Raw genomic sequence first — 24,533 nt, forward strand, 5'->3', positions numbered from 1 at the left:
AAACAATCTTTTCACTGGTAGGTGATTATACGGCAAAACGGGGCTACTCCTCGCCCACCAGGGCGCGCGCGAACTCGTGCGCATCGAACTCCTGGAGGTCGTCCACGCTCTCGCCCACGCCGATACGGTAGATGGGAAGCTTCAAGCGCGAGGCGACCGCGAGCGCGATGCCGCCCTTGGCAGTACCGTCGAGCTTGGTCATGATGATGCCGTCGAGCCCCAGCGCGTCGTTGAACTCAAGCGCCTGGTTGAGGCCGTTTTGACCGGTGGCGGAATCGATGACCAGCACCACGTGGACCGCCATGGGCCCGCGCTTCATCTGCTCGGCGCGCTTGCGGGTGACCTTGACCACCTTGGCGAGCTCGCGCATGAGCTCGGGCGAGGTATGGAGGCGACCGGCGGTATCGATGAGGACCAGATCGCTTCCCAAGCGGTCGGCCTCGTCCAACACGTCGTAGCACACGCTGGCAGGATCGCTTCCACGCTCACGCTTGACCACGGGCACGCCGGCGCGCTGGCCCCAAACATCGAGCTGCTCGATGGCGGCGGCGCGGAACGTATCGGCGCTACCGATCACAACCTTCTTTCCACGGTGCGCCATGTCGCTGGCGATCTTTCCCACCGTGGTGGTCTTGCCAGCCCCGTTGATGCCTACAAACAGCACGCAGCTGGGGGTATCGCGGAAGATGTCGCCATCGGGCTGAACGAACACCTGGGATAGACGGTCCGCCAGCGCGCCGCGCAGCTGACGGGCGGTCTTGAGATTGCGTCGCGCCGCCTCGTCGCGCAGGTCGTCGGTGACCTGCATGGAGATCTCGGCTCCCATATCGCCCATGACGAGGGTGTCCTCGAGGTTCTCCCAGAAGTCCTCATCTACCTCGCCGCCAAAGTAGAAAACCTCGTTTAGAGCCTCGCGGCTGCGCTCGAGGCCGCGGGAAAGCGCTTCAAAGAATCCCATTATGCATTCACGACCTTTCCGGTTTCACGATCTAGCTTCTGGCTGACGACGCGGCTCACGCCGTCCGCCTGCATGGACACGCCGTAGAGCACGTCCGCCTCCTCCATGGTACGCCGCTGATGCGAAACCACCAAGAGCTGCGTGGACTCGCGCAGCACGTTGATGGCGCCGATCAGCTTCGAGAGATTCGAGTCGTCAAGCGCCGCCTCGACCTCGTCCAACACGTAGAACGGCACGGTACGGGTACGGTAGACGGCGAACAGCAGCGCTAGAGCCGTCAAGCTCTTCTCGCCGCCGCTCATGAGCATCATCTTGGTGATACGCTTGCCGCGCGGCTGCGCGACCACCTCGATGCCCGTGTCGGCCGGATGCTCGGGGTCGGTCATCTCCAGATGCGCCTGACCTCCGGGAAACAGCATGCTGAAGACCTCGCGGAAGTTTTGGTCCACCTTCTCGAAGGTGATGAGGAACTGCCTGCGCATCTTGCGGTCGATGGCCGAGGTGATCTTGGTGAGGGCCTTGCGCGCGCTCTCGAGGTCCGCCAGCTGCGACTCCACGTAGTCCGCGCGCGTCTTGAGGCGCTCGTACTCCTGGTAGGCCACCTGGTTGACGGGACCCAAGTTGTTGATCTGGCGGGCAAGGCTCTCGAGCTCCCGCTCCGCTGCAGCGCGATCGGTGGGCGCGGGCAGCTGCAGCGCCTCCTCGAGCACCATCTCCCCGTCTGCCGTGATAGCCTGGATGGCGTTTTCAACCTGCACCTCGAGCTTGCCGCGGGCGACGCGGGAATCGTTTACCGCGGCGGTGGAGCGCTCCACCTCTTGCTTGGCGCGGGCGACCTCGCTCTTGGCGTCCTCGATGGTCTTCTTGAGCGAGGCGGAGTCCGCCTCCTCGATAGAAGCCTGGTCGCGCAGGCGGGCGGCCCAGTCCATGGCGCGCTCGGAAAGGGCTTGATAGCGATTGTGCAACGGGTCGACGCGAAGGCGCAGCACCTCGAGCGAACGCGATGCCTGCTCGGTGGCGCGGATGCGACGGTCGATGCCCTCGAGCCGATGCTTGAGCTCGGGTTGGCGGGCGTTGAGGCTGCGCAGCCGCTCCTTGGACTGGGCAAGGCGCACCTTGGCATCGGCGAGCTTGCCTGCCGCCTCGGCGTCGTTGGCTCGCACGCGGTCGAGCTCGTCGGCGGCATCGGCGACCCTGGAAGCGAGATCGGCCAAAAGCTCTTGCGCCTCCGCCCGCTCATCGAGCAGCTCGTCGACGCGTGGCTGGGCGGCGCGAACCGCTTCTGCTGCTTCCTCGCGGCGACGCTTGAGTTGCTTCTGTTCGGCGAGGATACGCACCAGCGACTGCTCCAAACGGCCGATCTCCGACAGCACGCTGGAGCGCTCGCCGTCCAGACGAGCGATCTTTCCAGATGCCTCGCCCTGCACCGAACGAACCTTCTCCACGGCCGCCGCGGCATCCTCGACCTGATGCGTCAGATGATCGAACGCGGAGGCAAGGTCGGGCTCCAAGCCCTCGAGCTCGCGAATGCGGCGTTTGCGCTCGAGGGTGCCGGTGTTTTGCGACGCCATCTCGCCAACGCGAACGACGCCGCCATTTGTCACCCTCGCGCCGTCGGGTGTGACATAGAGAACTCCGGGCACCGCGGGGGCAGTCAGGGCCTGAGCCAAGGATTCAACAACATAGATATGGCCGATGAGCGCGGAGATCGCGGGAGCGAAGCCCTCTTTGACCTGTAGGCGCTCGACCAAGCGATAACCGGCGGCGCCGTCGACAGACGGTACGGAATCGATGCTCTTGGGCAGCAGAAGCGCCTGGCCGGACGAGGATGACTCGCCCATCGCCAGGGACGCGACATCCTCGAGGTCGCTGACTCCGTTAAGGATGAAGGCCTCGATATCGCTCGCGAGCAGTCGCTCGACCAAATCCTCGAGGTCCTTGGGGGCTTCGATGACGTCCCCCAAACGGCCGGCGATGGAATCGGGGCGAGCATGGGCAATCTTTGATACCAACGGGGAGGATTCGGAGATCTTCTCGTCCAGCCTCTTCAGGCTTGCGAGCTCCGAGCGAACCTCGGACACGCGCTGACGCGCCTCGCTTTCGCGGCGACGCAACTCCTCGAGGGCGCCTCGCGCGGTCTCGATGGCGAGCTTCGCCTCGTCCTGCTCCTCGCGTGCCGCCCTGAGGAGGTCCTCCACCTCCTCCGCGCGGTCGCGACGGCTGACCAACGACTCGTCGATATTCTCGATGTTCTCCTCGATCTGCTCCAGGCGCGATGCGTACATGGAATCCTCGAGCTCGGCGTTTGAGAGCGATTCGCGTACCTTGGCAAGCTCCAGCGAGGCACTGTCAACGGTGCGCTGGGCGTCGCGCTGCTCGCGGTTGAGCTTGGAGATGAGCTCGTCCAGCTCGACGCGGCGGTTATGCAACTCGCCCGCAGCCGGAGCGTACTCGTCTACATCCTGCTGGGCCAGCTCCGCTGCGGCGCGGACCTCGTCCAACTGGCGCTCCACGTCCTCGAGCTCGCTTGAAACGCGGCGGCGCTGGTGCTCTGAACCCGAGAGGGTGCCGCGCATCTCAGAGAGGCGCGCAACCATGTTGCGGCCCTTTTCCTCGAGAAGGCGCATGTCGGACCCTATGCGGCCAACCACGTCCTGCATATGGCGACGCTGCTCGCCGAGGTCGCCCACAAAGAGGCCTTTCTCCTCGAGCATGACCTGTAGCTTTTCGAGCTCGCGCTCCTTTTCTGCAAGACGGTAGCGGGCGAGTTCCAGCGAAGCATCGGCTTCTTTGGCCGCGCTCTCCATATCGCTCCAGCTCGCCTGCAGGCGGCGGAGCTCGTCGACCGCGAGAATCTGGGTGAGCTCTCGAGCACGCGAAGAAAGATCCTTGTACTTGCGCGCGCGGTCGACCTGGCGCTCAAGGGGTTTGAGCTGGCGCGAGATTTCCCTGTTGATGTCGCGGGCACGAGTGAGATGCTCGTCCATAGAGGCGATCTTCTTGAGAGCGCGCTCCTTACGGCGCTTGTGCTTGGAGATGCCGGCGGCCTCCTCGATGAGCGCGCGCCGCTCCTCGGGCCTACTCTGCAAAATCGCGTCGAGCTTGCCCTGCGAGATGATGGAGTGCGTGTCCTTGCCCAATCCGGAGTCATGCAGGATGTCCTGGATGTCCATCAGGCGGCAGGGACTTGAGTTGATGAGGTACTCGCTTTCACCAGAGCGGTACATGCGCCTGGTCACCGCGACCTCGTTGAAGTCGACGGGAAGCACGTGGTCCGAGTTGTCGAGTACCAACGTGACCTCGGCAACGCCCACGGGCTGGCGCGCGGACGAGCCCGAGAAGATGACGTCCTCCATGGCCTGGCCGCGGAGCTGCTTGGCGCTCTGCTCGCCTAAGACCCACAGGATAGCGTCTGAAATATTGGACTTACCGGAACCGTTGGGGCCCACAATCACGGTGAGACCGGGCTCGAACAACATGTGAGCCCGGTCTGCGAATGATTTGAATCCCTTTAACGTGAGCGATTTGAGATACACAGATGCCTCGCTTAGCCCAGCTTCTTTTTAAGGATGACGCCGTTGTGGGTATAGCCCATGCGGTTGAGCGCGTCCAGGGCGGCGGCAGCCTCCGCCTCCTTCTTGGAAGAACCCGAGCCGCGACCGCGGCGGATGCCGTCCACGAGCGCGACGGCGGTGAAGACGGGCTCGTGTGCCGGGCCCGACGTGTCGACCAACTTGTACGAGGGGGCCTCGAGGTGGTCCGCCTGCACGCATTCTTGCAGGTAGCTCTTTGGGTTGGTGGGATGCTCCGCGCGCTCGGTCGCCAGATGCGGCTTAAGCGTACGGTGGACAAACTCCTCCGCAACATCCCAGCCACCATCCAGATACATAGCGCCCACCAGCGACTCGAATACGTTCTCGAGGGCGGAATGCATGCCGCGGGCACCGGTGCCGGTCTCTGAGGCGCCAAAGACGATGCACTTATCGATCCCCAGCTCGCGGCCGACCTCGGACAGCGTCATACCGGAAACCAAAGACACCTTAAGGCGCGTGAGCTTGCCCTCGTCAAAGCCGGGATAAGACTTGAACAAAGACAACGCGACGATGGAGCCAAGTATGGAATCGCCCAGAAACTCCAGGCGTTCATATGAAGCGGAGACGGGCTGGCCCTCCACCGCGGATGGATGGGTGATAGCGCTTTGCAGAAGGTCGCGGTTCTTAAACGTATGGCCGCAGATCTGCTCTGCAAGGGCGAGTTTCTTTGCTATGGTCAAAACCTTATGCCTCCTGGGCGGATTCGATCGCCTCGACAGCGTCGGCAACGGAGCTGATGGCGAGAAGCTTCTCCTCATCGATCTCCAGGTCGAACTCGTCCTCCATAGCCGTCACAAGCTGAAGGCGATCAAGGGAGTCGGCATCCAGGTCGTCAAACGTGGTCTGCTCGTTGACGTCATCAGGGTTGGTGCCCAAAACATCGCTGGCGATCTCGATGATCTTCTCAAGAATCTCGTTGCGCTCCATGGTTGGCGCTCCTTTCGGTGAAGCAGCGAAGGCGGCGTTACCTTTCGCATATGCTAGTGATTCTACCCGCTTGAAGCAGCCGCCTCAACCAGACCGATAAGGAAGGTTGAAGGCGGCTGGTAAACGTTGCCGTATGCGCGGGCGGATGGACGAGCGATCCCTAGAGGATGCCCTCCATGGAATCCGCGACGTTTTGAACCAGGTCTGCCCTGACCGCTTCTGCAGCCGCGAGCGTACCGTTCTTGACGGCCTCGACAGAGGTCGCCCCATGGCCGATAAGAACCACGCCGCGCAGGCCAAGCAGGATCGCGCCGCCCTTGGCATCGCCTGAGAGCTTTGCCTTTATCGCTTTGAGCTCGTCCTTAAGAAGCACCGCGGCGATCTTGCCCTTAAGCGACCCCATGAGAGCGCCCTTGAGCTCTGACATGATGAACTTCGCCGCGCCTTCGGTCGCTTTAAGGGCGACGTTGCCCGCAAAGCCGTCGGTAACCACCACGTCGACGTTGCCCGACACCATGTCGGACCCCTCGCAGTTGCCCGCGAAGCCCTTCACCTGCTGACGCATCAACGGAAAGCATTCCTTGGTGAAGTGAGAGCCCTTGGTGTCCTCCGTACCGTTGGACATGAGTCCGATACGGGGGTTCTTGATGCCCAGGACGCACGAAGCGTAGGCGGCGCCCATCTGGGCGAAGCGCACCATGTCATCCGGGTCGACGTCCGGGTTGGCGCCCATGTCGCAAAAGACCGTAAGGCCCCCCGAGCGGTTGGGCAGCGTGGAGGTGATGCACGGACGGATGGGGCGGCGCTCGCCCTCCGCGGTCACGTAGCGAAACGGCGTGACGTAGGCGGTGCCCGCCGCAGTGACGGCGCCGGTAGACCCCGCTGAGAAGAAGCCGTCGGCGTTACCTTTCTTGACGGCACGGCAGCCGATGACGATGGAGGACTTGCGCTTGGTCATGACAGCCTGGATAGGGTCGTCTTCCATGGTGATGACATCGGGGGCGATGAGAGCCTCCGCGCGATCGGTGGAATCGCAAAACGGAACCACGATATCCTGAGGACCCGCGGCGAGCACGGTGAGGGCGGGATCGGCGGCAAGGGCGGCGGAGATGCCGTCGAGCACAACCTGGGGCTCCTCGTCCCCTCCCATTACATCGACAACGATGCGTACGTCTTTCATGGATACTCCCCCTTTATAGCGAAATGGCCGACTCACCGAGCCGGCCATACTGTTTCGCGATAGCGTCACGGTAACTCACCTTATGTAAGTTACTCGGTAACGATGACCTCACGATCCTTGTAGAACCCGCAGTTGGGGCACACATGGTGAGGAAGCTTCACGGCACCGCAGCGAGGGCAAACAGAGCGAGCCGCAGCGGTGATCTTCATGTTCGTGGAGCGACGGGAATGCGTCTTCGCGCGACCCTTTTTTTGCTTAGGTACTGGCATGTTGACCTTCCTTATAATCTAAATCGAGCACAATTACGCGCAAGTAGCGATATTAGCACAGTTACAGCAGGTGTACAGGTATTTTTTCCATAACGGTCCCTGTACGCCCGATTTGTGGACGAGACGTGGATTGGGCGCGGCCTTAATCGTCCAATTTGAGGTTCTTCAACGCGGCAAACGGGTTCTCGTCGCTATCGACCCAGTCCTGCTCGGCTTTATCCGCGCATCCGCAGTCGCCCTCATTGAGGTTGGCGCCGCAGGTGGGGCAGATACCCAGGCAATCCGGGCGGCACAGCACCACAAAGGGCGTATCCATAACGACGGCATCGTTGATGGCACCGGAAAGATCGACCTGGCGGTCCTCCCCCACCAGCTCGAATCCATCCTCGTAGGCTTCCTCGTCCTCAGGCTCTTCGAAAAGGTAGTATTCCTCGATCTCGCCGGCAACGTCGAAGCTCGCGGGCTCCAGACAGCGGTCGCACTCACCCGTGGCGTGCGCGCGAACCATGCCGGTAACAAGGATACCGTCGCCGGCATTGGTGAGGACCACATCGTATTGGATACCGTCAGAAAGCTGCAGTTGTTTATCGCCCACCGAGTAACCGTCCACCTCAAGCTTGCCGGATACTGGCATGGATTCGCCGGGATTTTCAAGCTGGCCGGTAAGATCGACGATGACGCTGGGCGCCTGCGGCTGATCCACCGCGCCGGGCTGGATGTCCATTTCGCTCGCCATAGCTACCAGGCACCGTTCTGCGACTGGTTAGCGCTCTCATTGAGCTGCTGGCGGCAACGGGCGACGGTGGAGGTGAGGCTCTTGAGGTTCTCCTCCAGATGCGTGAACACCTGCTCTGCGTAGTCCTCGGCAGCATAGCGGGTCTCGCGCTCGTACTGTTGGGCACGATCGCGAATATCATCTGCCTGCTGCTGCGCCAAGCGGACAATCTCCTGCTCGCCGGCGATGGTGAGCGCCTGCTGCTGAGCGTCCGCGATGATGGAATCAGCCTGGGCGGTAGCAGAGGCAAGAAGCTCATCGCGCTCGCGAAGGATGCGACGGGACTTCTGCCACTCCTCCGGATAGCTCATGCGGATCTCATCAAGGATGTTGAAGAAGACCTCGGTCTCGATAATCTTCTGCTGAGCCTTGCCGAAAGGAGCCTTGGACTCCTGGATGATGCCCTCGAGCTCATCCACCAAGCTTTCGATCCTCTCGCCAGGAAGGTTCTCGCCCGGCATCGCAGTCTCCTTTCAACGGTTGCATATCAACAGGTAATAGTACCACATGCAGCAAGATACTATACAAACCGCTCTTTCAAGGCGCGCTGAACGCAAACGGGAACGAATTCCGATACATCCCCGCCAAACGATGCGATCTGACGCACCACGGAGGAGGACAAGTACCCGTATTGGGGCGAGCTCATCACGAATATGGACTCGAGCTCAGAATCCAGGCGGTAGTTGAGGTCTGCCTGCTGGAGCTCGTACTCAAAATCCGTCATGGCACGCAATCCCTTTACCACCGCGCCGGCGCCAACCTGCCGGGCGAAATCAACAAGCAGGCCGCAAAACGGCTGCACGTCGACGTTGGGAATGTCGCTCAGCGCCGTGCGGGCAAGCTCCACGCGCTCGTCCAGCGTGAACACCGTGCCGACGCCGTTTTTGCCCAAGGATTCCGCCACCGCGACCGTAACGTGCGGGAACAGGCGGCTCGCTCGACGCGCTACATCGATATGGCCAAAGGTGATGGGGTCGAAGGTGCCCGGCACCAACGCATGGGTAATCTGTTGCATAGTACCTCGCATGTGTGCGATCAATGGGACAGTCAAAATGGATTGAATACGCTGACGAGTTTACTCGACTTCAGTCGAACGCCGAAGAAGCTGAACCGACGTGCTGCCATAGCGCTTGTCGCGCTCCTCGATAAAGCCCAAGGGGTCGAGTCCGGGCTTGGCGGAGGCGTGCTCGTAGAGTACCAACGCGTCATCGGCAAGGCTGCCCGAGGCAGCAAGGCGCTCGACGAAGGCGGAGACGTCTGCCGGGTCGAAATCATAGGGCGGGTCCAGGATCACCAGGTTGAACGGCGCACCGAAAAGACGACCGCGGGTCGACATGGCAAGCACGTCGCCGGACGTAACGCGGTAGCGAGCGCCGGCGCACCCCATGGACTCCAGGTTTTTTCGAACCAGGCCGGCCGCCTGCCTATCGATATCGAAGAACGCCGCGAAGCAGGCGCCGCGCGACAGCATCTCCATGCCCATGGCTCCGGAACCCGCGAAGGCATCGAGCACACGTGCCGCCTCGATGCCCCCTACCAGCGCAGAATCGACCATGGACGCGCACGCCTCGCGAACGCGATCGGTCGTGGGCCGCGTGACTTCCCGTCCGCGGGGCTCGGACAGCTTCCTGCCCCTCCATTCGCCAGCGATGATTCTCATCCGCCGCTAACCTCCTTAAAGATATCGCCGTAGCGATCGATGACGCGATGCCTGATGGGAAGCGTCGCCACCGAATCGAGCGATGGCGCGTAGCGAAGCGTCTCGATGGCATCTGCATGCGCCCACTCGATAAGATCGGCGTCATCGTCCAAATCAACAAACCGCAAGCTCACGCCGCCATGCTGGCGCAAACCCAAGATCTCGCCCTCATGACGCAGCCGCAAGTCCATCTCTGCCAACGCAAATCCATCCGTCGTTGACTCAAGGGCCTCGAGGCGGTCGATGGCAGGAGACCTACGGCCCCGCTTGCGCTTGAGGGCGCACATGACGTAGCACGAGCCCGATAGCTTACCACGTCCAACGCGGCCGCGCAGCTGGTGCAAGGTTGCCAAACCAAAGCGCTCTCCGTTCTCGATAAGCATGACCGTGGCGTTGGGAACGTCCACGCCCACCTCGACCACCGTTGTGGACACCAGGATATCTATGTCGCCGGAGCGGAACTCGGAGATGATACGGTCTTTCTCTTTGGACGACATGCGACCGTGCAACGCCTCGACGCGCTTGCCCCTATAGGCGATGCGCAGCGCCTCGATATCCTTCTCAACCGAGCGCAACGGCGGGGCGACGACCCTGCCATCGTCATCGCGCTCGAGGGCGGGAACGTCTTCCAACTCTGAGTCGTCCTCTTTCTCCGCGACCAAGGGGCAGATCACGTATGCCTGGCGGCCTTGCTCTAATGCGTCGCGGATGGCGCCGTAGGCGATATCGCGATTCGCCTCGTCCAGCACCTTGGTGGCGACGCCGGCGCCCTCGACCGGACGATGGCGAATAATGCTGGTATCAAGATCGCCGTAAACAGACAGCGCGAGGGTGCGCGGGATGGGCGTCGCTGTCATGACCAGCAAATCTGCACCGGGACCCTTGGATCGCAAGGCATTGCGCTGACCGACGCCGAAACGATGCTGCTCATCGATAACGACGAGGCTTAGCAGCTTAAATGAAACGTCTTCGCCCAAAACGGCATGCGTGCCAAAGAGGACGTCGATGGAGCCGGAGCGCAGCCCATCCAGAATACGCGCGCGTTCCTCCTGCGTGGTCGATCCCGTGAGCAGCGCCCACGAGATTTCCGCCTGCTCGAGCAGAGGACCGCATTTTACTGCATATTGCTGGGCGAGCACGCCCGTTGGCGCCATAACGCAAGCTTGAGATGAGGAATCTGCCACGCTTGCAAGAGCGACGCTTGCCACCGCGGTCTTACCCGTGCCGACATCGCCGAGCAAAAGCCTGTTCATGACGGATCCGCCGTTGGTCATATCTTCCAGGATCTGATCGACGGCCAGCTGCTGCTCTTCGCTGAGCTTGAAGGGAAGGTGCTCGATAAGCGCGTCAACATGCGACCCAACCCGGTGCTTGAAGGGACGCACGCCAAGAAGGCCGGCGTTGCCGCGCAAGCGCAAGGCGAGCTGAAGGTAATACACCTCTTCATACGAGAGGCGCTTGCGCGCGAGCTCTCGCTGGGGCATGGCGACGGGAAAGTGAAGCGAGCGATAGGACCGCGACAGACTCATAAGGCCGCGCTTTGCCCGAAGGCGCGCGGGAAGCGGATCGCAGAAATCGGCGACCTGCTCGAGCGCACCGGAAACGATGCGCCTCATCCAAGCCTGGCTTATACCGTCGCGAACGGGGTGCACCGGCAGCACCGTTCCGGACACCGATGCGGCGTCGAGCTTTTCAAAATGGGGCGACGCCATCTGCTTGAAGCCGTAGGAGAACTCGACCTTGCCCATAACGGCGAGGCGATCTCCGCGCGACAGCTGCTGCGAAATCCAAGGCTGCTTGAAAAACGCCACCTGCAATACGCCGGTTTGGTCAACAAGAGAGACCTCCGTTACCACCATGCGAGGCCGCGGGCGCTTCTCGGTCACGCGATCGACGGTAGCGATGACGGTGTAGACCTCGCCCAGCGGAGCCTGCTCGATGGAGTAGGCTCTGGTGAAATCCAAGTAACGGCGCGGAACGTGGAGGAGGAGGTCCTCCACGCACTCGATACCGAGCTTGCGAAGGGCCTCCTCACGAGCGCCAGAAACGTATTTGAGTCGAGAGACGTCGTCGCTAAGGGCGGCCGAGCGAGCAAGGCGCGCGGACGCGGCGGGCAGCTTAACGCCTGTCGACATGGAGTTGTCCCCTATTCGATAGAGAAGATGACCGGATACAGCGGCTGCTCGCCACGATGGGAATCGATCTCGAGGTCGGGCTGGGCCTCCTCGATGGCGTCGAGGATCTCCTGGAACGCATCGTCAGAAAGCTCTTCGCCGGCGAGGATGGTAAGGGAGTCGCCCTCTTCCTCGTCCATCATGCGATTGATGCAGTCGACCGTGACCTGGAGTACGTCGGAACCAACGATGTCGATGGAACCGGCGATGATACCCATAACATCACCGGAGTGGATGGGAGAGCCGTCGGAAGCGGAGCTATCGCGCACGGCGCGGGTGACCTCGCCGTCGCGGACTTCGGAGTACGCATCGCACATGGCCTCGACAACGTCGTCAACGCCCGCATCGGGCATGACGGCGAACAGCGCGGAGAACGCCTGGGGGACCGTCTTGGTGGGAACGACCACAACGCGCTTGTCCTCGCATGCGTTGGCAGCGGCCTCCGCAGCCATGCGGATGTTGCCGTTGTTAGGCAGGATGATAACGGCCTCGGCGTTGACCTTGGCGACGGCATCAAGCAGATCGGCGGTAGAGGGATTCATGGTCTGGCCACCGGAAACGACGACGTCGACACCAAGGGACTTCAAGATCTCCGCCTCGCCGGAACCTGCCGCAACGGCGACAAATCCAAGGGGCTTAGCGGGCTCGGCGGCAGCCTCCTGATCGGCATGGATCTTAGCGGTGCGCTCGGCGACCTCCAGGTCCATGTTGTGGATGAAGACCTCGTAGACCTGGCCAAACTGGAGCATGTGCTCAAGGACAAGGTTGGGGGTGTTGGAGTGCACGTGAACCTTGTAGTCGGGATACGCACCGACCAGCAACTCGCAATCGCCCATAGAGGCGAGGAACTGCAGCGCCTTGTCCTCGTCAAAATGCTTCTCAGCCTTGAAGAGAAACTCGTTGCAGTAGCGGTACTCCGATCCCTCCCAGTCGTCATTCGCCTCGATCTTGACACGATCCAGGGCGCCGGCCTTTGCAGAATCCGCATCGGTATCGAACGTGGCGGAGAAGTCCTCGATGTTGCTCGCACGTCCCAGGGCTGCGGCGACGAAATTCTCAAGGAAGATAGCGAAGCCGAAGGCGCCGGAGTCCACCACGCCGTTCTCCTTCAGAACGGGAAGCAGATCGGGAGTGCGGGCAACGGACTGGTACGCCTCTACGACGATGGCGTCGAGAGCTTCCTCGGCGGTCATGCGCTTCCTTTCGCACTCATCGGCCTTAGTCGAGATGTCGCGAAGGACGGTGAGGATGGTGCCCTCAACCGGCTTGCGGACAGCTTGGAAAGCGACCTTGACGGCGCGGCGAAGCGCGACGGCGATATGAGCGGAAGTGGCGGGCTCGGTTGCACCAACAAGACCTTCGGCGACGCCGCGAAGGATCTGGGAGGTGATGACGCCGGAGTTGCCGCGGGCGCCCATCAGGGAACCGTGGGTGATGGCGCCAGCGATAGCCTCCATATCGGCATCGACGGGAAGGGCGGAAAGCTCCTTAACAACCGACTGGAGGGTAAGGGACATGTTGGTGCCGGTATCTCCATCGGGCACGGGGAACACGTTGAGCTTGTTGATTTCCTCTGCCTTCTCAGCAACCGCGCCGGCGGCGATGGGAAAACAGGTGCGAACGGTCTTTGCGATCATTAGATGTTGCAGCTCCATCTCGTGGACAACGCGTACTAGGCGCGCGACTTCATAGCGTCGATGTGAATAGCGATCTTAAGCTTGGAGGGATCGATCTGGGCGATCTCCTGCAGCGTGAAGGTGACGGAGCTGGCAAGGTTCTGGCTCACGGACCTCATGTTGACACCAGCCTCGATGACCACGTGAAGATCTACGGTCAGCCCATCTTCAGCGGTGGAAACCAAAACGCCCTTGCGAAGGCGCTGGCCGGAGGACAGACGAACGCTCTCAGCGCCCTGCAGCTGCTCAGCCATGCCAACCACGCCGTAGCAGGACATGGCAGCGTAACCGGCGATGTCGGCGATGACGTCGTTCGAGACGTTCAGGGAACCGGTAATGGTCTCAGACATGTATCTCCTTCCGCGACGCGCGGGATGTCGCGTCAGTTCATGGGAGTAATCTTTAATATGATAATACGCCTTGAGACCGCGAGACCTAAAAACAGACGCTTCACACGTTGCGCAATGTGCTGATAAGACCGTTATCTGTCTTTTGTCGCTTATCTTTTTTGAAATTCCCCCTTGCGCGTCCCCCAGCCATGGATATAATAAATTTAGTTGCTTAGCCGCAACCGAATTCCTCGATAGCTCAATGGTAGAGCACGCGGCTGTTAACCGCGCTGTTGTAGGTTCGAGTCCTACTCGAGGAGCCAGAGCTTTCACCCCGTTCCTTGGAGCGGGGTTTTTTGTTATTTAAAGATCTTATCGGCGATGCAAGCTGGCAAACTGAAGTTTGATCGCCCTTCACTTCGATCTGCCCCGCTATTAGAGTCGGGAAAAAGCGGCGAAGCCACGTTCCAAACTTTTTTGAAATTCCCCCTTGCGCCTCCCCCGGTCATGAATATAATTAACTTTGTTGCTTAGCCGCAACCGAATTCCTCGATAGCTCAATGGTAGAGCACGCGGCTGTTAACCGCGCTGTTGTAGGTTCGAGTCCTACTCGAGGAGCCAGAGCTTTCACCCCGTTCCTTGGAGCGGGGTTTTTTATTATTTATCTAGATAGCCAACCGTTCAACCGTTTGCACGGGATCACGACCAGGTAGCGTAAACCTTCCACTTAGCTAAAAAGCAAATCGTTTCCACTCCAACGCGCCCTCAACCATCTCCCCTAAAGGGCTGTGCCAAATAATGCCTTAGTGCGAGAAATCCGGTGTGTCAAAAAAGGGCTTAGTGCGGAGGCTTGGTCAAATAGTGCATTAGTGCGGATTGGAGAGGGTCCGAAGAGACTTCCCTATTCATCGGGCAGCATCGAACAAGCCTCCTAGCTCAGACGATGCGAACGGCCTATTCATAAGGTACCCTTGCTATATCTCGTCCTTTCCACACTAACGCATTATTTGTCGCGCTCGGGTCCGCACTAAGCGACTATTTGTCCCAACCTCCGCACTAAGCCGTTATTTGTCCCAGCCCGGTTCCGCACTAAGCGATTATTTGACACCCGCAGTTCGTAAAGTGATCGATGACGCCCTCTTGAGGTCGCACGGCTAGCATCCTGCAGAGAAGCGCCTTCAGATAAAGCGCCTCGATACAAAAAGGACCCCGGAAAACCCGGGGTCCCGAAGGGCATCAATGTGATTTAGCTCTCGATATAGTCCTTGAGCTTGCTCGAACGGCTGGGATGGCGCAGTTTGGCAAGAGTCTTAGACTCGATCTGACGAATGCGCTCGCGCGTCACGCCAAATTCGCGGCCAACCTCCTCGAGAGTGCGGGGATGACCATCGACGAGGCCAAAGCGAAGCTCGATAACCTTGCGTTCGCGATCGGCAAGAGAGTCGAGAACCTGGGTGAGCTGCTCCTGAAGCATCGAGAAGCTCGCGGCCTCAGGGGGAACGACGGCCTGGGAGTCCTCGATGAAGTCACCCAGCTGAGAATCCTCTTCCTCACCAATAGGCGTCTCCAGGGAGACGGGCTCCTGTGAGATCTTCTGAATCTCGCGGACGCGATCGGCGCTCATATCCATCTCGGCACCGATCTCCTCCGGGGTTGGGTCGCGACCCAGATCCTGGAGCAGCTGGCGCTGCACGCGAACGAGCTTGTTAATCGTCTCGACCATGTGCACGGGAATACGGATGGTACGGGCCTGGTCGGCGATGGCGCGCGTAATGGCCTGGCGAATCCACCACGTAGCATAGGTGGAGAACTTAAAGCCCTTCTCGTAGTCAAACTTCTCGACCGCGCGAATAAGGCCAAGGTTGCCCTCCTGGATAAGGTCCAAGAACAGCATGCCGCGGCCAACGTAGCGCTTTGCGATGGAAACGACCAGACGCAGGTTTGCAGAGATAAGAGCCTGCTTGGCCTCAAGGCCAACCTGCTCGACGCGGGTAAGACGTCGCATCTCGGCACGAGTGAGCTCGATCTCGCCCGCATCCGCAGCCTCAAGCTTATTGGAAGCCTCAAGGCCAGCCTCGATTTTCATAGCGAGGTCAACCTCATCGGCAGCGGTCAGCAGATCGACCTTACCGATCTCCTTGAGATACATGCGAACCGGGTCGCCGGTGAGCATTACCGTGGACGCATCGATGCCGCGGGCGCGATTGCGCGAACGAGCGGTGCGAACACGGGACTTCTTCTTGGGCTTCTCCGACGCCATCTCGGCGTCCGCCATCTTGGCGACCTTGACGTCGTGATCCTCATCGCTCTCATCGTCATCCAGGCTCACATCGTCCAGATCGCTGACATCATCCGGATCGAGAGCGGCGTCTTCGTCATCGTTTGCCGTGACGATCTCAACACCGCGGTCGCGCAAGCTTCGATAGATGGAGTTCAGCTGTGCATCGGAAACGTCGACGTCCTTCAGTTCGATCTGGATGTCGTCCTCGGTAACCGAACCCTTTGTGGCTGCCTTGACAAGCAGGTTTCCTACATAGGAATCGAGCTCGCTACCGGTGCTCTCCGTCTTTTTAGGCACAGAATCTCCCTTCATAGCACATAGGACACATTACTTTAACACACTCGACTATACCCAGCCAGACTCTTTGTCAATCCGTTGGATATTTCTACAGATTCCTAAATGGGTCGGCAACGCCCTCGACAGCCTTGGCGAGCTCCCTTGCGCGGGCAGCGTCCTGCGTCGCCTGGATGGTCATCGCACGCCTCTCTTCCGCCGTCAGGTTCTTGTCGCTGCGAAGCTTCGACTGACTCGCTTTCATACGGCGGCGCAACGTGAACAGCTCAAGGCTGTCAAGCAAGAAGGCGATGTTGGTCTGCGTGGGATGCTTGCTCGTCGCATCGATGGTGCCCGCGCTTACCAACTGCGCCGCATCCGGGCAGACGGCCCGCGCGGCGGCCATGACGTCTTGGGGCGACGTACCCTCAGGCGTGGCGAGCACGGCCCACGCGATAGTCTCGTTCCTTGGCTCCACCCACTCGATCTCCGTAATCCGCTCTGCATTGGGACGAAAATCATCTGGATAGGCGGTCAGAAGCGTCAAGAGCTCCCTCTCGCATGCCAGGGAGCGTCGCTCCAAATCCGTTAATGCGACCGCAAATTGATGGGCGGGTGCAGGTGCATAAGCTTCCCCGGCATCCGGATACGGCGCCTCGTCCGCATACGGCGCGTCCTCATAGGCATCCAAGGGCACATAGTCGTAAGGCTCTCCCCCGTCGACCGGAGCCGACGCAACGTCTGTCGGCGCTGAGGAGCCAGTCACGCTCCATGCGCCCTGCGAGGCCGCGGGGGCGGCCAAAGAGCCGCTTCGCGATCGGGATGCATCGGAGCGATAGGACGAGGATTCCCGATCGCGGCGCTGCCGCTCATAACGCTCCGCGCGGCGGGCGGATGCCTCCTCCTCTTTCTGCACATCCCTAAAGACGCGCGGCGCCACGTCGCGCACCATGTCCACATCGACACCGAGCCTGTCTGCGATCTGCATGAAATACGTGTCGATCACGTAACTCGACCGCAAGGGATAGATGAGCCTGCACGCGTCCTCCAATGCCCTGGCGCGTCCGCCCGGGGTGGATGTGTCGCTGCGCTCCTCTAGCTTGCGGTACACAAAGTCCATGAGCGGTTCGGACGCATCGAGCATGTCGCGAAGCGCGTGGCCGCCAAACTGGTGCACAAAATCGTTTGGATCCAGGTTGTCGGGCAAAATGACGCAGCGCAGATCGACCGAATCCTTCTCGATAAACTGAATCGCGCGCTCAGCGGCCTTCTGGCCCGCGGCATCGCCGTCAAACAGGTAGATGATCTTTTTTGCAAAGCGCGTCAACGTTTTAACGTGATGCTCCGTCAGCGCCGTTCCCAGCGTTGCCACCACGTTGCCAAGCCCAGCCTCCCAACATGCGATACAGTCCGTATAGCCTTCAACCACCACGGCCTCACCCTGGGCGACGATATGCTCCTTAGCCCAGTTAAATCCATACAGGTTGCGCTTTTTATGGAACAGCGGGGTCTCGGACGTGTTGAGGTATTTCGGCTCGCCATCGCCCGTGATGCGGCCACCGAAGGCAATGCATTTCCCCTGCTCGTCAAAAATAGGAAACATGACGCGCTCGTAGAATCGATCGACCAGCCCGCCGCCGCGACCCGTAAACGCAACGTTGGCATCGATCATCTCTCGAGGGGTAAAGCCCTTTTGGGAAAGATGGGCGACCAACGTGTTGCGCCCAACAGAATAGCCCAAACGATAACGACGGCACACGTCCGCAGTCAGCCCGCGGTGCGAGCAGTACTCCCTTCCACGGCCGTCTTTACCCCTCATCAACATGGTATGGAAGAACTGCGACGTCTCTTCGCACACGTCGATGAGGCGAGAGCGCTTGGTACCCTTGCGAGCCGGCCCCTCATCCGATATTTCTATGCCGGCACGCTCCGCAAGGTAGCGAATCGAATCGGGAAAGCTTAGGTTTTCGCGCTTCATGGTATAGGTAAAGACGTCGCCGCCCTCCCCGCAACCAAAGCAATGCCATACCTGCGTGGATGGAATGATGTGAAACGACGGGGTCTTCTCACCATGAAACGGGCAGCAGCCCCAAAACTCGCTACCGCGCGGCTTGAGCTCGACCGTTTCTTGGACGAGCTCCACTAGATCCGTTGCCGACCTAACCTTATCTTTATCTTCATCGCTAATCATGGGCAATCCTTATCGCCGAGTCGCCATGAAGGCGCGAGACCGTTTCGATATCGCCGTTGACAACCTCGATGAGCTGAGCGATTGAGTCGAAATGGCATGAAGGCCTGAGTCTTTTTGTAAACGAGACCTTAAGGTCTTTGCCGTACAGGTCGCCGGAGAAACCCAAAAGGTTTGCCTCAAGACGAGCGGACCGCTTGGATTGGGCGAACATAGGCGGAATCCCAACGTTCACCGCAGCGGGCCACGCGAACCCATCCAGATAGGCGTAGCCCGCGTAGACCCCATCGAGCGGCAGCTGAATCATGGGATCCACTATGACATTGGCGGTGGGAAAGCCCATGCCGGTCCCCTGCCCGCGGCCGGAGCCCACGGCACCGCGAACAACGTAGGTGCGTCCCAGCTCTCGGCTCACGTCGTCGATTTCGCCCTTGGACAGCAAAGAACGAATGCGCGTCGCGGTAACGGCAACCCCTTGGTCAGAAACAAGGTCGTGCCCAAATACCTCTATGGAACGCTGCGACCCCCATCGCGCGATGACATTGACGTTGGACGCCCCGCGTGCGCCAAGCCTGAAATCCGAACCAACGTGAATAGAGCGGATATCGAGGTATGGAGCTAGAACGCCCTCGAAAAAGCCCACGTGGTCAAGCGCCGCGACGGACCTATCGAAAGGGACGACGAGCACGGCGTCGACGCCGCTTAGGGAAAGCGCGCGAAGACGGTCCTCGACTGACATGAGTTTAAGCGATGGGTTGCGAGACACCACCTGATCGGGATCGGGATCGAACGTGACCACGACGGAAATGGTGCCGCGACGGCGAGCGTCCTCCACCGTGCGGCCGAGTAGCTCGCTGTGGCCAACATGTAGACCATCGAATACGCCGATCGCGATCGATGCGGGCGCAGGCCCATCGAATCCATCAAAGAAGCCCTCGCCGATGCGTCGCACGCCGGCAGCGCGCGCACCGACCAAAAAGTCGCGTCTTAGTTCGGCGATCGAATACGTCATCCACGCACCCCTTCAATACCTTGCGGAAAAACATGCTCCATCTTGAAGCGGTCGCCGTCGACCCGAGCGACGGCCCTCAACTGCCCTACGTGCACAAGCGCCACCTGGCTGCCGTGATCGACAGGCAATCCGTTGGGAGCAGAAATGGATCTACCCAGCAGCACGTCCTCAAGTTGCTCATCGCAGATCGAAGAGGCATGTAGATTCAGAGTTGCCACGGGATCGAGCGCGCGCTCGCGAGCCGACTTTGCATCCAAACCATCAACCGCCAGGCACTGGCCGATGCCGACGCCGCCGGAAGCGGTCCTCCTTAGCGCCGACACGTGGGCAGCGGATCCAGCCGCGCGGCCAATGTCGCGGGCGAGCGCTCGGATATATGTACCCTTGCTCACGCTGAACGCGACGGTCCAAACCGGATTTCCAGACTCAGGATCCAAAGATATCGAGATGAGGTCGGCTGCGGAGACTTCGATGGGTCGAGCGGGCAGAACCACCTCGTCCCCCGAACGCGCGCGCTTGTAGGAGCGCACGCCGTCAACGGAGATAGCCGAGAACGCGGGCGGAACCTGTTCGGATGCGCCGAGGAATCCCGACAACACGCGACGGGCGCCCTCTTCGTCGAACAGGGATTGATCGGGTTCCACCGTGCGGGTCGGCTCTCCTTCCGAATCATCCGTATTGGTCTCGTATCCAAAATGGATGTCGGCGACATAGCTTTTTGAATCAAGCGTGAGCATGCCGAGCAAACGCGTCGCCTGGCCAACGCCGATAATCATGACCCCCGTAGCCAGTGGGTCAAGGGTTCCTGCATGACCCACCCGACGCTCGTGCACCGCTCGGCGCACCTTTGCGACGACGTCGTGAGAGGTGCAGCCGAGCGGCTTGTCGACTGCGAGGAGCAGGTTCAAGTCTGCGGGTTTGCGCTTTGCCATAAGTTGTGCATCACCTATCGACGGGCGTTGGTTACCAATTCATCGAGTTCGGGCAGGAGGGTATCAAGCGCCTCCTCCACCGTTCCGTAAAACGTAAATCCCGCTGCGGCAGCGTGTCCGCCGCCATTATGGGCCGACGCGATATGGGAGATATCCAACGAACCCTTAGAGCGAAGGTTGCCGCGGATAACGCCCGGCTCGTTCTCCTTCAAAAACAGGCAGACCTCAGAGCCCTGGACGGAGCGGACGACGTCGACCAAGCCATCGCATTCGTCGGACGAGACACCACATGAAGCCAGATCATCGGCATAGGCGTAGCTATAGGCCACTCGTCCACCGGCGATTGCCTTGATACGGCCCATCACGATCGATTCAAGCCGTAAATATTCGATGCGCTGGCTTTGATAGACCTCGAGCGCGATGCGCGAGGGCTCCGCGCCGGCGTCGACAAGACGCGAAGCGCATGCAAACGCCGACGGGTCGGCGTTTTGGTACTGGAACCTTCCCGTATCGGTAACAAGACCGGTAAGCAGGCAGGTAGCGATTTGGGGAGACCTGGGATAGCCGGCGGCTTCGAGGAGCTCTTCAACAAGAACGGCCGTCGCAGCGGCGCTGACCACGCGAACGGCTGCATCACCAAACTCCTCGCGTGAAGGATGGTGATCGATGACCACGCGGCCGCGGGAACGCTTTGCGACAACGGCGGAGTCCGCCAGCCGCCCAAGCGTAGGGCAGTCCACGGAAATGAACAGGTCAGGAGTCTCGTGATACTCGGCGGCAGGAACCATCATGTCCGAACCGGCCATAAACCGGTAGACGCGCGGAACAGGCGCTCTATCCGCAAGCAAGAAAACGATCTTTTTAGAAGGAAAGTTCTCGCGAAGGGAGAGACCGAGACCGAGGACGGAGCCCAGCGCATCGCCATCGGGATTGGTGTGTCCCGAAATAGCGATGGTCTGGGCGCCCTCGATGCAATCTATAACGCTCCCCCACATGTCGGGGGTAGTGCTCCGCGCGAGACAACAAGAAGTGCTACTCATGCGACTCCTGGTCATCGTCGTCTTCGATACCCGCATCGAGTTGGTCCAAGCCAAGCTTGGCGCGAAGCTCGGGAGCGAGCGGGTATCCTTCCTCGTCCTTCTCGACGTCGATAGTCTCCGGCGCGTTCTCAAGAGCCCTCGCGATGCGCTCCGCCTCATCGGTGGAGCGGTCGATACGAAAATCGAGCTCGGGAGTCACGCGCCAATCCAGAGACCGGGCGAGAAGGCTGCGGATGCGGCCCTTGGCTGAGCCAAGGGCCTCGAGGACCTCTTCATAGCGGTCCCCATCGCAGCTAACGAACACGCGGGCAAAAGAGCGATCGATGGAGACTTCCACGCCGGTGAGCGTTACCAGGTCGAGCCTGGGATCGGAAACCTCGAACAGCAGGATGTAGCCCAACTTCTCACGAAGCTGCTCGCCAAGCCTGCGAGTGGCGTTGTTCTGCTTCACGCTTGCCCTCCTTATTTACTCGGTACGAGCGACCTCGACGATCTTGTAAGCCTCGAAGATGTCGCCGACCTTGATGTCCTGGAACTTCTCGATACCAAGACCGCACTCATAACCGTTCTTAACGGTCTTGACATCGTCCTTGAAGCGGCGCATGGAGCCGAACTCGCCGTCGAAGATGACGACGCCGTCGCGAACGACGCGGACCTTGTCGTCGCGGCTGATCTCGCCCTCGGTAACCATGCAGCCAGCGATGAGTCCTGCCTTGGGAACGCGGAACGTATCGCGGACCTCGGCGCAACCGGTCTGGACCTCCTCCTCGGTGGGAGCAAGCATACCGATACGGGCGGCATCGATGTCCTCGATCGCCTTGTAGATGATCGAGTAAGTCTTGATCTGCACGCTCTCCTTCTCCGCGGCGTCGCGAGCCTTACCCTGCGGACGGACGCCGAAGCCGATGATGATGGCGTTCGACGCGGCGGCAAGCGAGACGTCGGTCTCGGAGATGGCGCCGACGGCGGAGTGGATGATGTTGATACGGACCTCGGACTGGTCCATCTTGCCGATGGAGTCGGCAAGTGCCTCGATGGTGCCCTGGGTGTCCGCCTTGACGACCAGGTTGAGCTCCTTGAGCTCGTTTTGGCTCATCTCCTCGAACAGCGTCTCGAGGGTGACGTGCTTGACCTTGTTCTGCTCCTCGATACGGGCCTTGAGAGCGCGCTGCTCAGCAAGGTCGCGAGCATCGCGGGCGTCCTCGAAGACGCGGAACTCGTCGCCGGCTGCCGGAACCGAGTTGAGACCGAGGATCTCGACGGCGTCGGAAGGCCGCGCCTCGTCCTTGTGCTCGCCGTGCTGGTCGAGCATGGCGCGAACGGAGCCGTAGCTCTGACCCGCGACGATGGTATCGCCAACGTGCAGCGTGCCGCGCGTGACGAGCAGCGTGGCGACCGGACCGCGGCCGCGATCGAGCTTTGCCTCGATGATGTTACCGGAAGCAAAGGTATCGGGGTTGGCCTTGAGCTCGAGAACGTCAGCCTGGAGAAGGATGGTCTCGAGCAGCTCATCGATACCGATGTTCTTCTTAGCGGAGACGTTGACGAACATGTTCTGTCCGCCCCACTCCTCCGGGATGATGCCGTACTCGGTCAGCATCTGGCGGACCTTATCGGGGTTGGCCTCTTCCTTATCGCACTTGTTAACGGCGACGATGATGGGCACGCCGGCGGCCTTGGAGTGGTTAATAGCCTCGATGGTCTGGGGCATAACGCCGTCGTCGGCAGCGACCACCAGGACAACGACGTCGGTGATCTTCGCGCCACGGGCGCGCATGGCGGTAAACGCCTCATGGCCCGGGGTGTCGACGAACGTGATCTTGCGGCCGTTGATCATGACCTCGGAAGCACCGATGTGCTGGGTGATGCCGCCGGCCTCGCCGCTCCAAACGTTGGTGTGACGGATGGCGTCGAGCAGGCTGGTCTTGCCGTGGTCGACATGGCCCATGACGGTGACCACGGGCGGACGGGGCTTGAGGTCCTTGGGATCGTCGTAGAAGCTGAAGGAGTTCTCCTCCTCGGCGGTGACGATGCGAACCTTGCGGCCCATGTCGTCGGCGACGAGCTCAACCAGGTCATTGCTCATGGACTGCGTCATGGTAAGCGGGGTGCCCAGCAGGAACAGGCGCTTGATGATGTCGTTAGCGGAAACGTCGAGGGCCTCGGCGAGCTCCGCCACGGTGACGCCCTCGGAAACTTTGACGGCGTCGAGATCCTCAGGGTTGATGCCCTGGGCGATAGCCTCCTCGAGCTTCTTCTCCTGCTTCAGCTGCTCCGCCTCGCGCTCGCGCTTCTCCTTGCGCTTCTTGCGGCGACCGGTAGACTCGCGGGACGCCTCCTCGACGGCGGCTCGAGCCTCCTCGAGGACCTTCTCGCGGCTGTACTCTTCCGCCTCGCGAGCCATGCGGGCGTAACGGTCTTCCTCAACGTGAGCGGAACCCTTGCGCTTCTTACCCTTGCCACCCTTATCCGGGGACGGGAAGTCGACGTTGCCGGGAACAGCGGGGGCGGCGTTGCTGCGGCGACGATGAGCGGGCGCCTCGTTCGTCGCGGAACCGCGATCACCGCGATCGGAACGCTCGCCGCGCTCGCCGCGCTGGCCGCGGCCCTTGCGCGCGGGTCGCTCGGAAGCGGAAGCAGCCTGCTTCTTCGCGTCCTCTTCCTTCTTCTCCTTCAGGACGGCTTCCTGAGCCGCGATCTGATCAAGCAGGGAGCGGAAGCGGGAGCCGGAATCCGATGCCGGAACAGCACGACGCTTGGCCTCGAGCTCCTCGGCGGCGATGCGCTCCTTCTCCTTGCGGGCAGCCTCGCGGGCAGCCTCCTCGGCTGCGGCGCGGGCGGCCTCCTCGGCGGCCTGGGCTGCGAGGGAGAGTCGACGCTCCTCCTCGCGACGGGCCTCGGCGGCGATGCGCTCCTTCTCGGCCTCCGCCTTAGCAGCGGCCTCCTCGGCTGCAGCAGCCTGCTGCTCGGCAATCTTCTTCGCCTCGATCTCAGCAGAACGGGCCTCGATCACCGGGGCGAGCTTCTTCTTCACCATGGAGACGTATGCGTCTTCGAGTGCAGACGAAGCGGACTTCGCCGGGATCTTCATTTCTGCGAGCTGGTCGAGCAGCTCCTTGGAAGTCATTCCAAATTCTTTAGCAAGGCTTGATACGCGAACCTTCGCCATACGCCTTTCACCTACCTCTCAAGCACATGCGTGCTCATACATACGAAACGGGCCATGC

At 60.8% G+C, this 24,533-nt stretch carries 20 protein-coding genes and 2 tRNA genes; 2 read left to right on the forward strand and 20 right to left on the reverse strand.

What is annotated here, in order from left to right:
• Positions 1-43: 43 nt before the first annotated feature.
• The 13 genes from ftsY to HMPREF9452_RS02615 form a co-directional block, all read right to left on the reverse strand.
• Complete coding sequence (ftsY, locus tag HMPREF9452_RS02555) at positions 44-958, reverse strand: signal recognition particle-docking protein FtsY (RefSeq protein ID WP_009140541.1); 915 nt, start codon at positions 956-958, stop codon at positions 44-46.
• Entirely contained in the window at positions 958-4,494 is a 3,537-nt protein-coding gene (smc, locus tag HMPREF9452_RS02560) for a chromosome segregation protein SMC (RefSeq protein WP_009140542.1), read from the reverse strand. The genes ftsY and smc overlap by 1 nt, the downstream gene beginning before the upstream one ends.
• Positions 4,495-4,505: 11 nt before the next feature.
• Complete coding sequence (rnc, locus tag HMPREF9452_RS02565) at positions 4,506-5,231, reverse strand: ribonuclease III (protein ID WP_009140543.1); 726 nt, start codon at positions 5,229-5,231, stop codon at positions 4,506-4,508.
• A 4-nt stretch (positions 5,232-5,235) separates the two neighbouring features.
• Positions 5,236-5,478, reverse strand: coding sequence for an acyl carrier protein (locus tag HMPREF9452_RS02570; protein ID WP_009140544.1), 243 nt, complete (start codon positions 5,476-5,478; stop codon positions 5,236-5,238).
• A gap of 160 nt (positions 5,479-5,638) precedes the next feature.
• Positions 5,639-6,658 (reverse strand): phosphate acyltransferase PlsX, encoded by a 1,020-nt coding sequence (gene plsX, locus HMPREF9452_RS02575; protein ID WP_009140545.1) that lies wholly within the window; start codon positions 6,656-6,658, stop codon positions 5,639-5,641.
• An 89-nt stretch (positions 6,659-6,747) separates the two neighbouring features.
• On the reverse strand, positions 6,748-6,927 hold the full coding sequence (gene rpmF, locus HMPREF9452_RS02580) for a 50S ribosomal protein L32 (protein ID WP_009140546.1): 180 nt from the start codon (positions 6,925-6,927) through the stop codon (positions 6,748-6,750).
• Positions 6,928-7,069: 142 nt separating this feature from the next.
• Positions 7,070-7,651, reverse strand: coding sequence for a YceD family protein (locus HMPREF9452_RS02585; RefSeq protein WP_050797606.1), 582 nt, complete (start codon positions 7,649-7,651; stop codon positions 7,070-7,072).
• Between the two features lie 14 nt (positions 7,652-7,665).
• Positions 7,666-8,163, reverse strand: coding sequence for an ATP synthase subunit B family protein (locus HMPREF9452_RS02590; protein ID WP_009140548.1), 498 nt, complete (start codon positions 8,161-8,163; stop codon positions 7,666-7,668).
• A 59-nt stretch (positions 8,164-8,222) separates the two neighbouring features.
• Positions 8,223-8,717 (reverse strand): pantetheine-phosphate adenylyltransferase, encoded by a 495-nt coding sequence (gene coaD, locus HMPREF9452_RS02595; protein WP_009140549.1) that lies wholly within the window; start codon positions 8,715-8,717, stop codon positions 8,223-8,225.
• Between the two features lie 60 nt (positions 8,718-8,777).
• Entirely contained in the window at positions 8,778-9,362 is a 585-nt protein-coding gene (rsmD, locus tag HMPREF9452_RS02600; protein ID WP_009140550.1) for a 16S rRNA (guanine(966)-N(2))-methyltransferase RsmD, read from the reverse strand.
• Positions 9,359-11,536 carry an ATP-dependent DNA helicase RecG gene (locus HMPREF9452_RS02605; RefSeq protein WP_009140551.1) on the reverse strand — a complete coding sequence of 726 codons (2,178 nt, stop codon included), beginning with the start codon at positions 11,534-11,536 and terminating at the stop codon, positions 9,359-9,361. Before HMPREF9452_RS02605 ends, rsmD begins: the two co-directional genes overlap by 4 nt.
• A gap of 11 nt (positions 11,537-11,547) precedes the next feature.
• On the reverse strand, positions 11,548-13,212 hold the full coding sequence (locus HMPREF9452_RS02610) for a DAK2 domain-containing protein (RefSeq protein WP_009140552.1): 1,665 nt from the start codon (positions 13,210-13,212) through the stop codon (positions 11,548-11,550).
• A 35-nt stretch (positions 13,213-13,247) separates the two neighbouring features.
• Positions 13,248-13,601, reverse strand: coding sequence for an Asp23/Gls24 family envelope stress response protein (locus HMPREF9452_RS02615; protein WP_009140553.1), 354 nt, complete (start codon positions 13,599-13,601; stop codon positions 13,248-13,250).
• A 227-nt stretch (positions 13,602-13,828) separates the two neighbouring features.
• Between HMPREF9452_RS02615 and HMPREF9452_RS02620 the strand changes: the two genes are divergently transcribed.
• Together HMPREF9452_RS02620 and HMPREF9452_RS02625 are read left to right on the forward strand one after the other, a co-directional pair.
• Positions 13,829-13,903, forward strand: a tRNA-Asn gene (locus HMPREF9452_RS02620).
• Positions 13,904-14,126: 223 nt separating this feature from the next.
• A tRNA-Asn gene (locus HMPREF9452_RS02625) sits at positions 14,127-14,201 on the forward strand.
• 625 nt (positions 14,202-14,826) lie between these two features.
• Here the strand turns inward: HMPREF9452_RS02625 and rpoD are convergent.
• The 7 genes from rpoD to infB form a co-directional block, all read right to left on the reverse strand.
• A complete protein-coding gene (gene rpoD / locus HMPREF9452_RS02630) occupies positions 14,827-16,158 on the reverse strand; it encodes an RNA polymerase sigma factor RpoD (protein ID WP_009140554.1) in 1,332 nt (443 codons plus the stop codon).
• 88 nt (positions 16,159-16,246) lie between these two features.
• Positions 16,247-18,325, reverse strand: coding sequence for a DNA primase (gene dnaG, locus HMPREF9452_RS02635; protein ID WP_009140555.1), 2,079 nt, complete (start codon positions 18,323-18,325; stop codon positions 16,247-16,249).
• Entirely contained in the window at positions 18,318-19,334 is a 1,017-nt protein-coding gene (ribF, locus tag HMPREF9452_RS02640) for a riboflavin biosynthesis protein RibF (RefSeq protein ID WP_009140556.1), read from the reverse strand. The genes dnaG and ribF overlap by 8 nt, the downstream gene beginning before the upstream one ends.
• Complete coding sequence (truB, locus tag HMPREF9452_RS02645; RefSeq protein ID WP_009140557.1) at positions 19,331-20,266, reverse strand: tRNA pseudouridine(55) synthase TruB; 936 nt, start codon at positions 20,264-20,266, stop codon at positions 19,331-19,333. Before truB ends, ribF begins: the two co-directional genes overlap by 4 nt.
• Positions 20,267-20,280: 14 nt before the next feature.
• A complete protein-coding gene (locus HMPREF9452_RS02650; RefSeq protein ID WP_009140558.1) occupies positions 20,281-21,306 on the reverse strand; it encodes a DHH family phosphoesterase in 1,026 nt (341 codons plus the stop codon).
• Positions 21,299-21,757 carry a 30S ribosome-binding factor RbfA gene (gene rbfA / locus HMPREF9452_RS02655; RefSeq protein WP_009140559.1) on the reverse strand — a complete coding sequence of 153 codons (459 nt, stop codon included), beginning with the start codon at positions 21,755-21,757 and terminating at the stop codon, positions 21,299-21,301. The genes HMPREF9452_RS02650 and rbfA overlap by 8 nt, the downstream gene beginning before the upstream one ends.
• 15 nt (positions 21,758-21,772) lie before the next feature.
• On the reverse strand, positions 21,773-24,475 hold the full coding sequence (infB, locus tag HMPREF9452_RS02660) for a translation initiation factor IF-2 (protein WP_009140560.1): 2,703 nt from the start codon (positions 24,473-24,475) through the stop codon (positions 21,773-21,775).
• Positions 24,476-24,533: the final 58 nt, after the last annotated feature.

This window comes from Collinsella tanakaei YIT 12063 (genome assembly GCF_000225705.1).
Classification (GTDB): Bacteria; Actinomycetota; Coriobacteriia; order Coriobacteriales; family Coriobacteriaceae; genus Collinsella; species Collinsella tanakaei.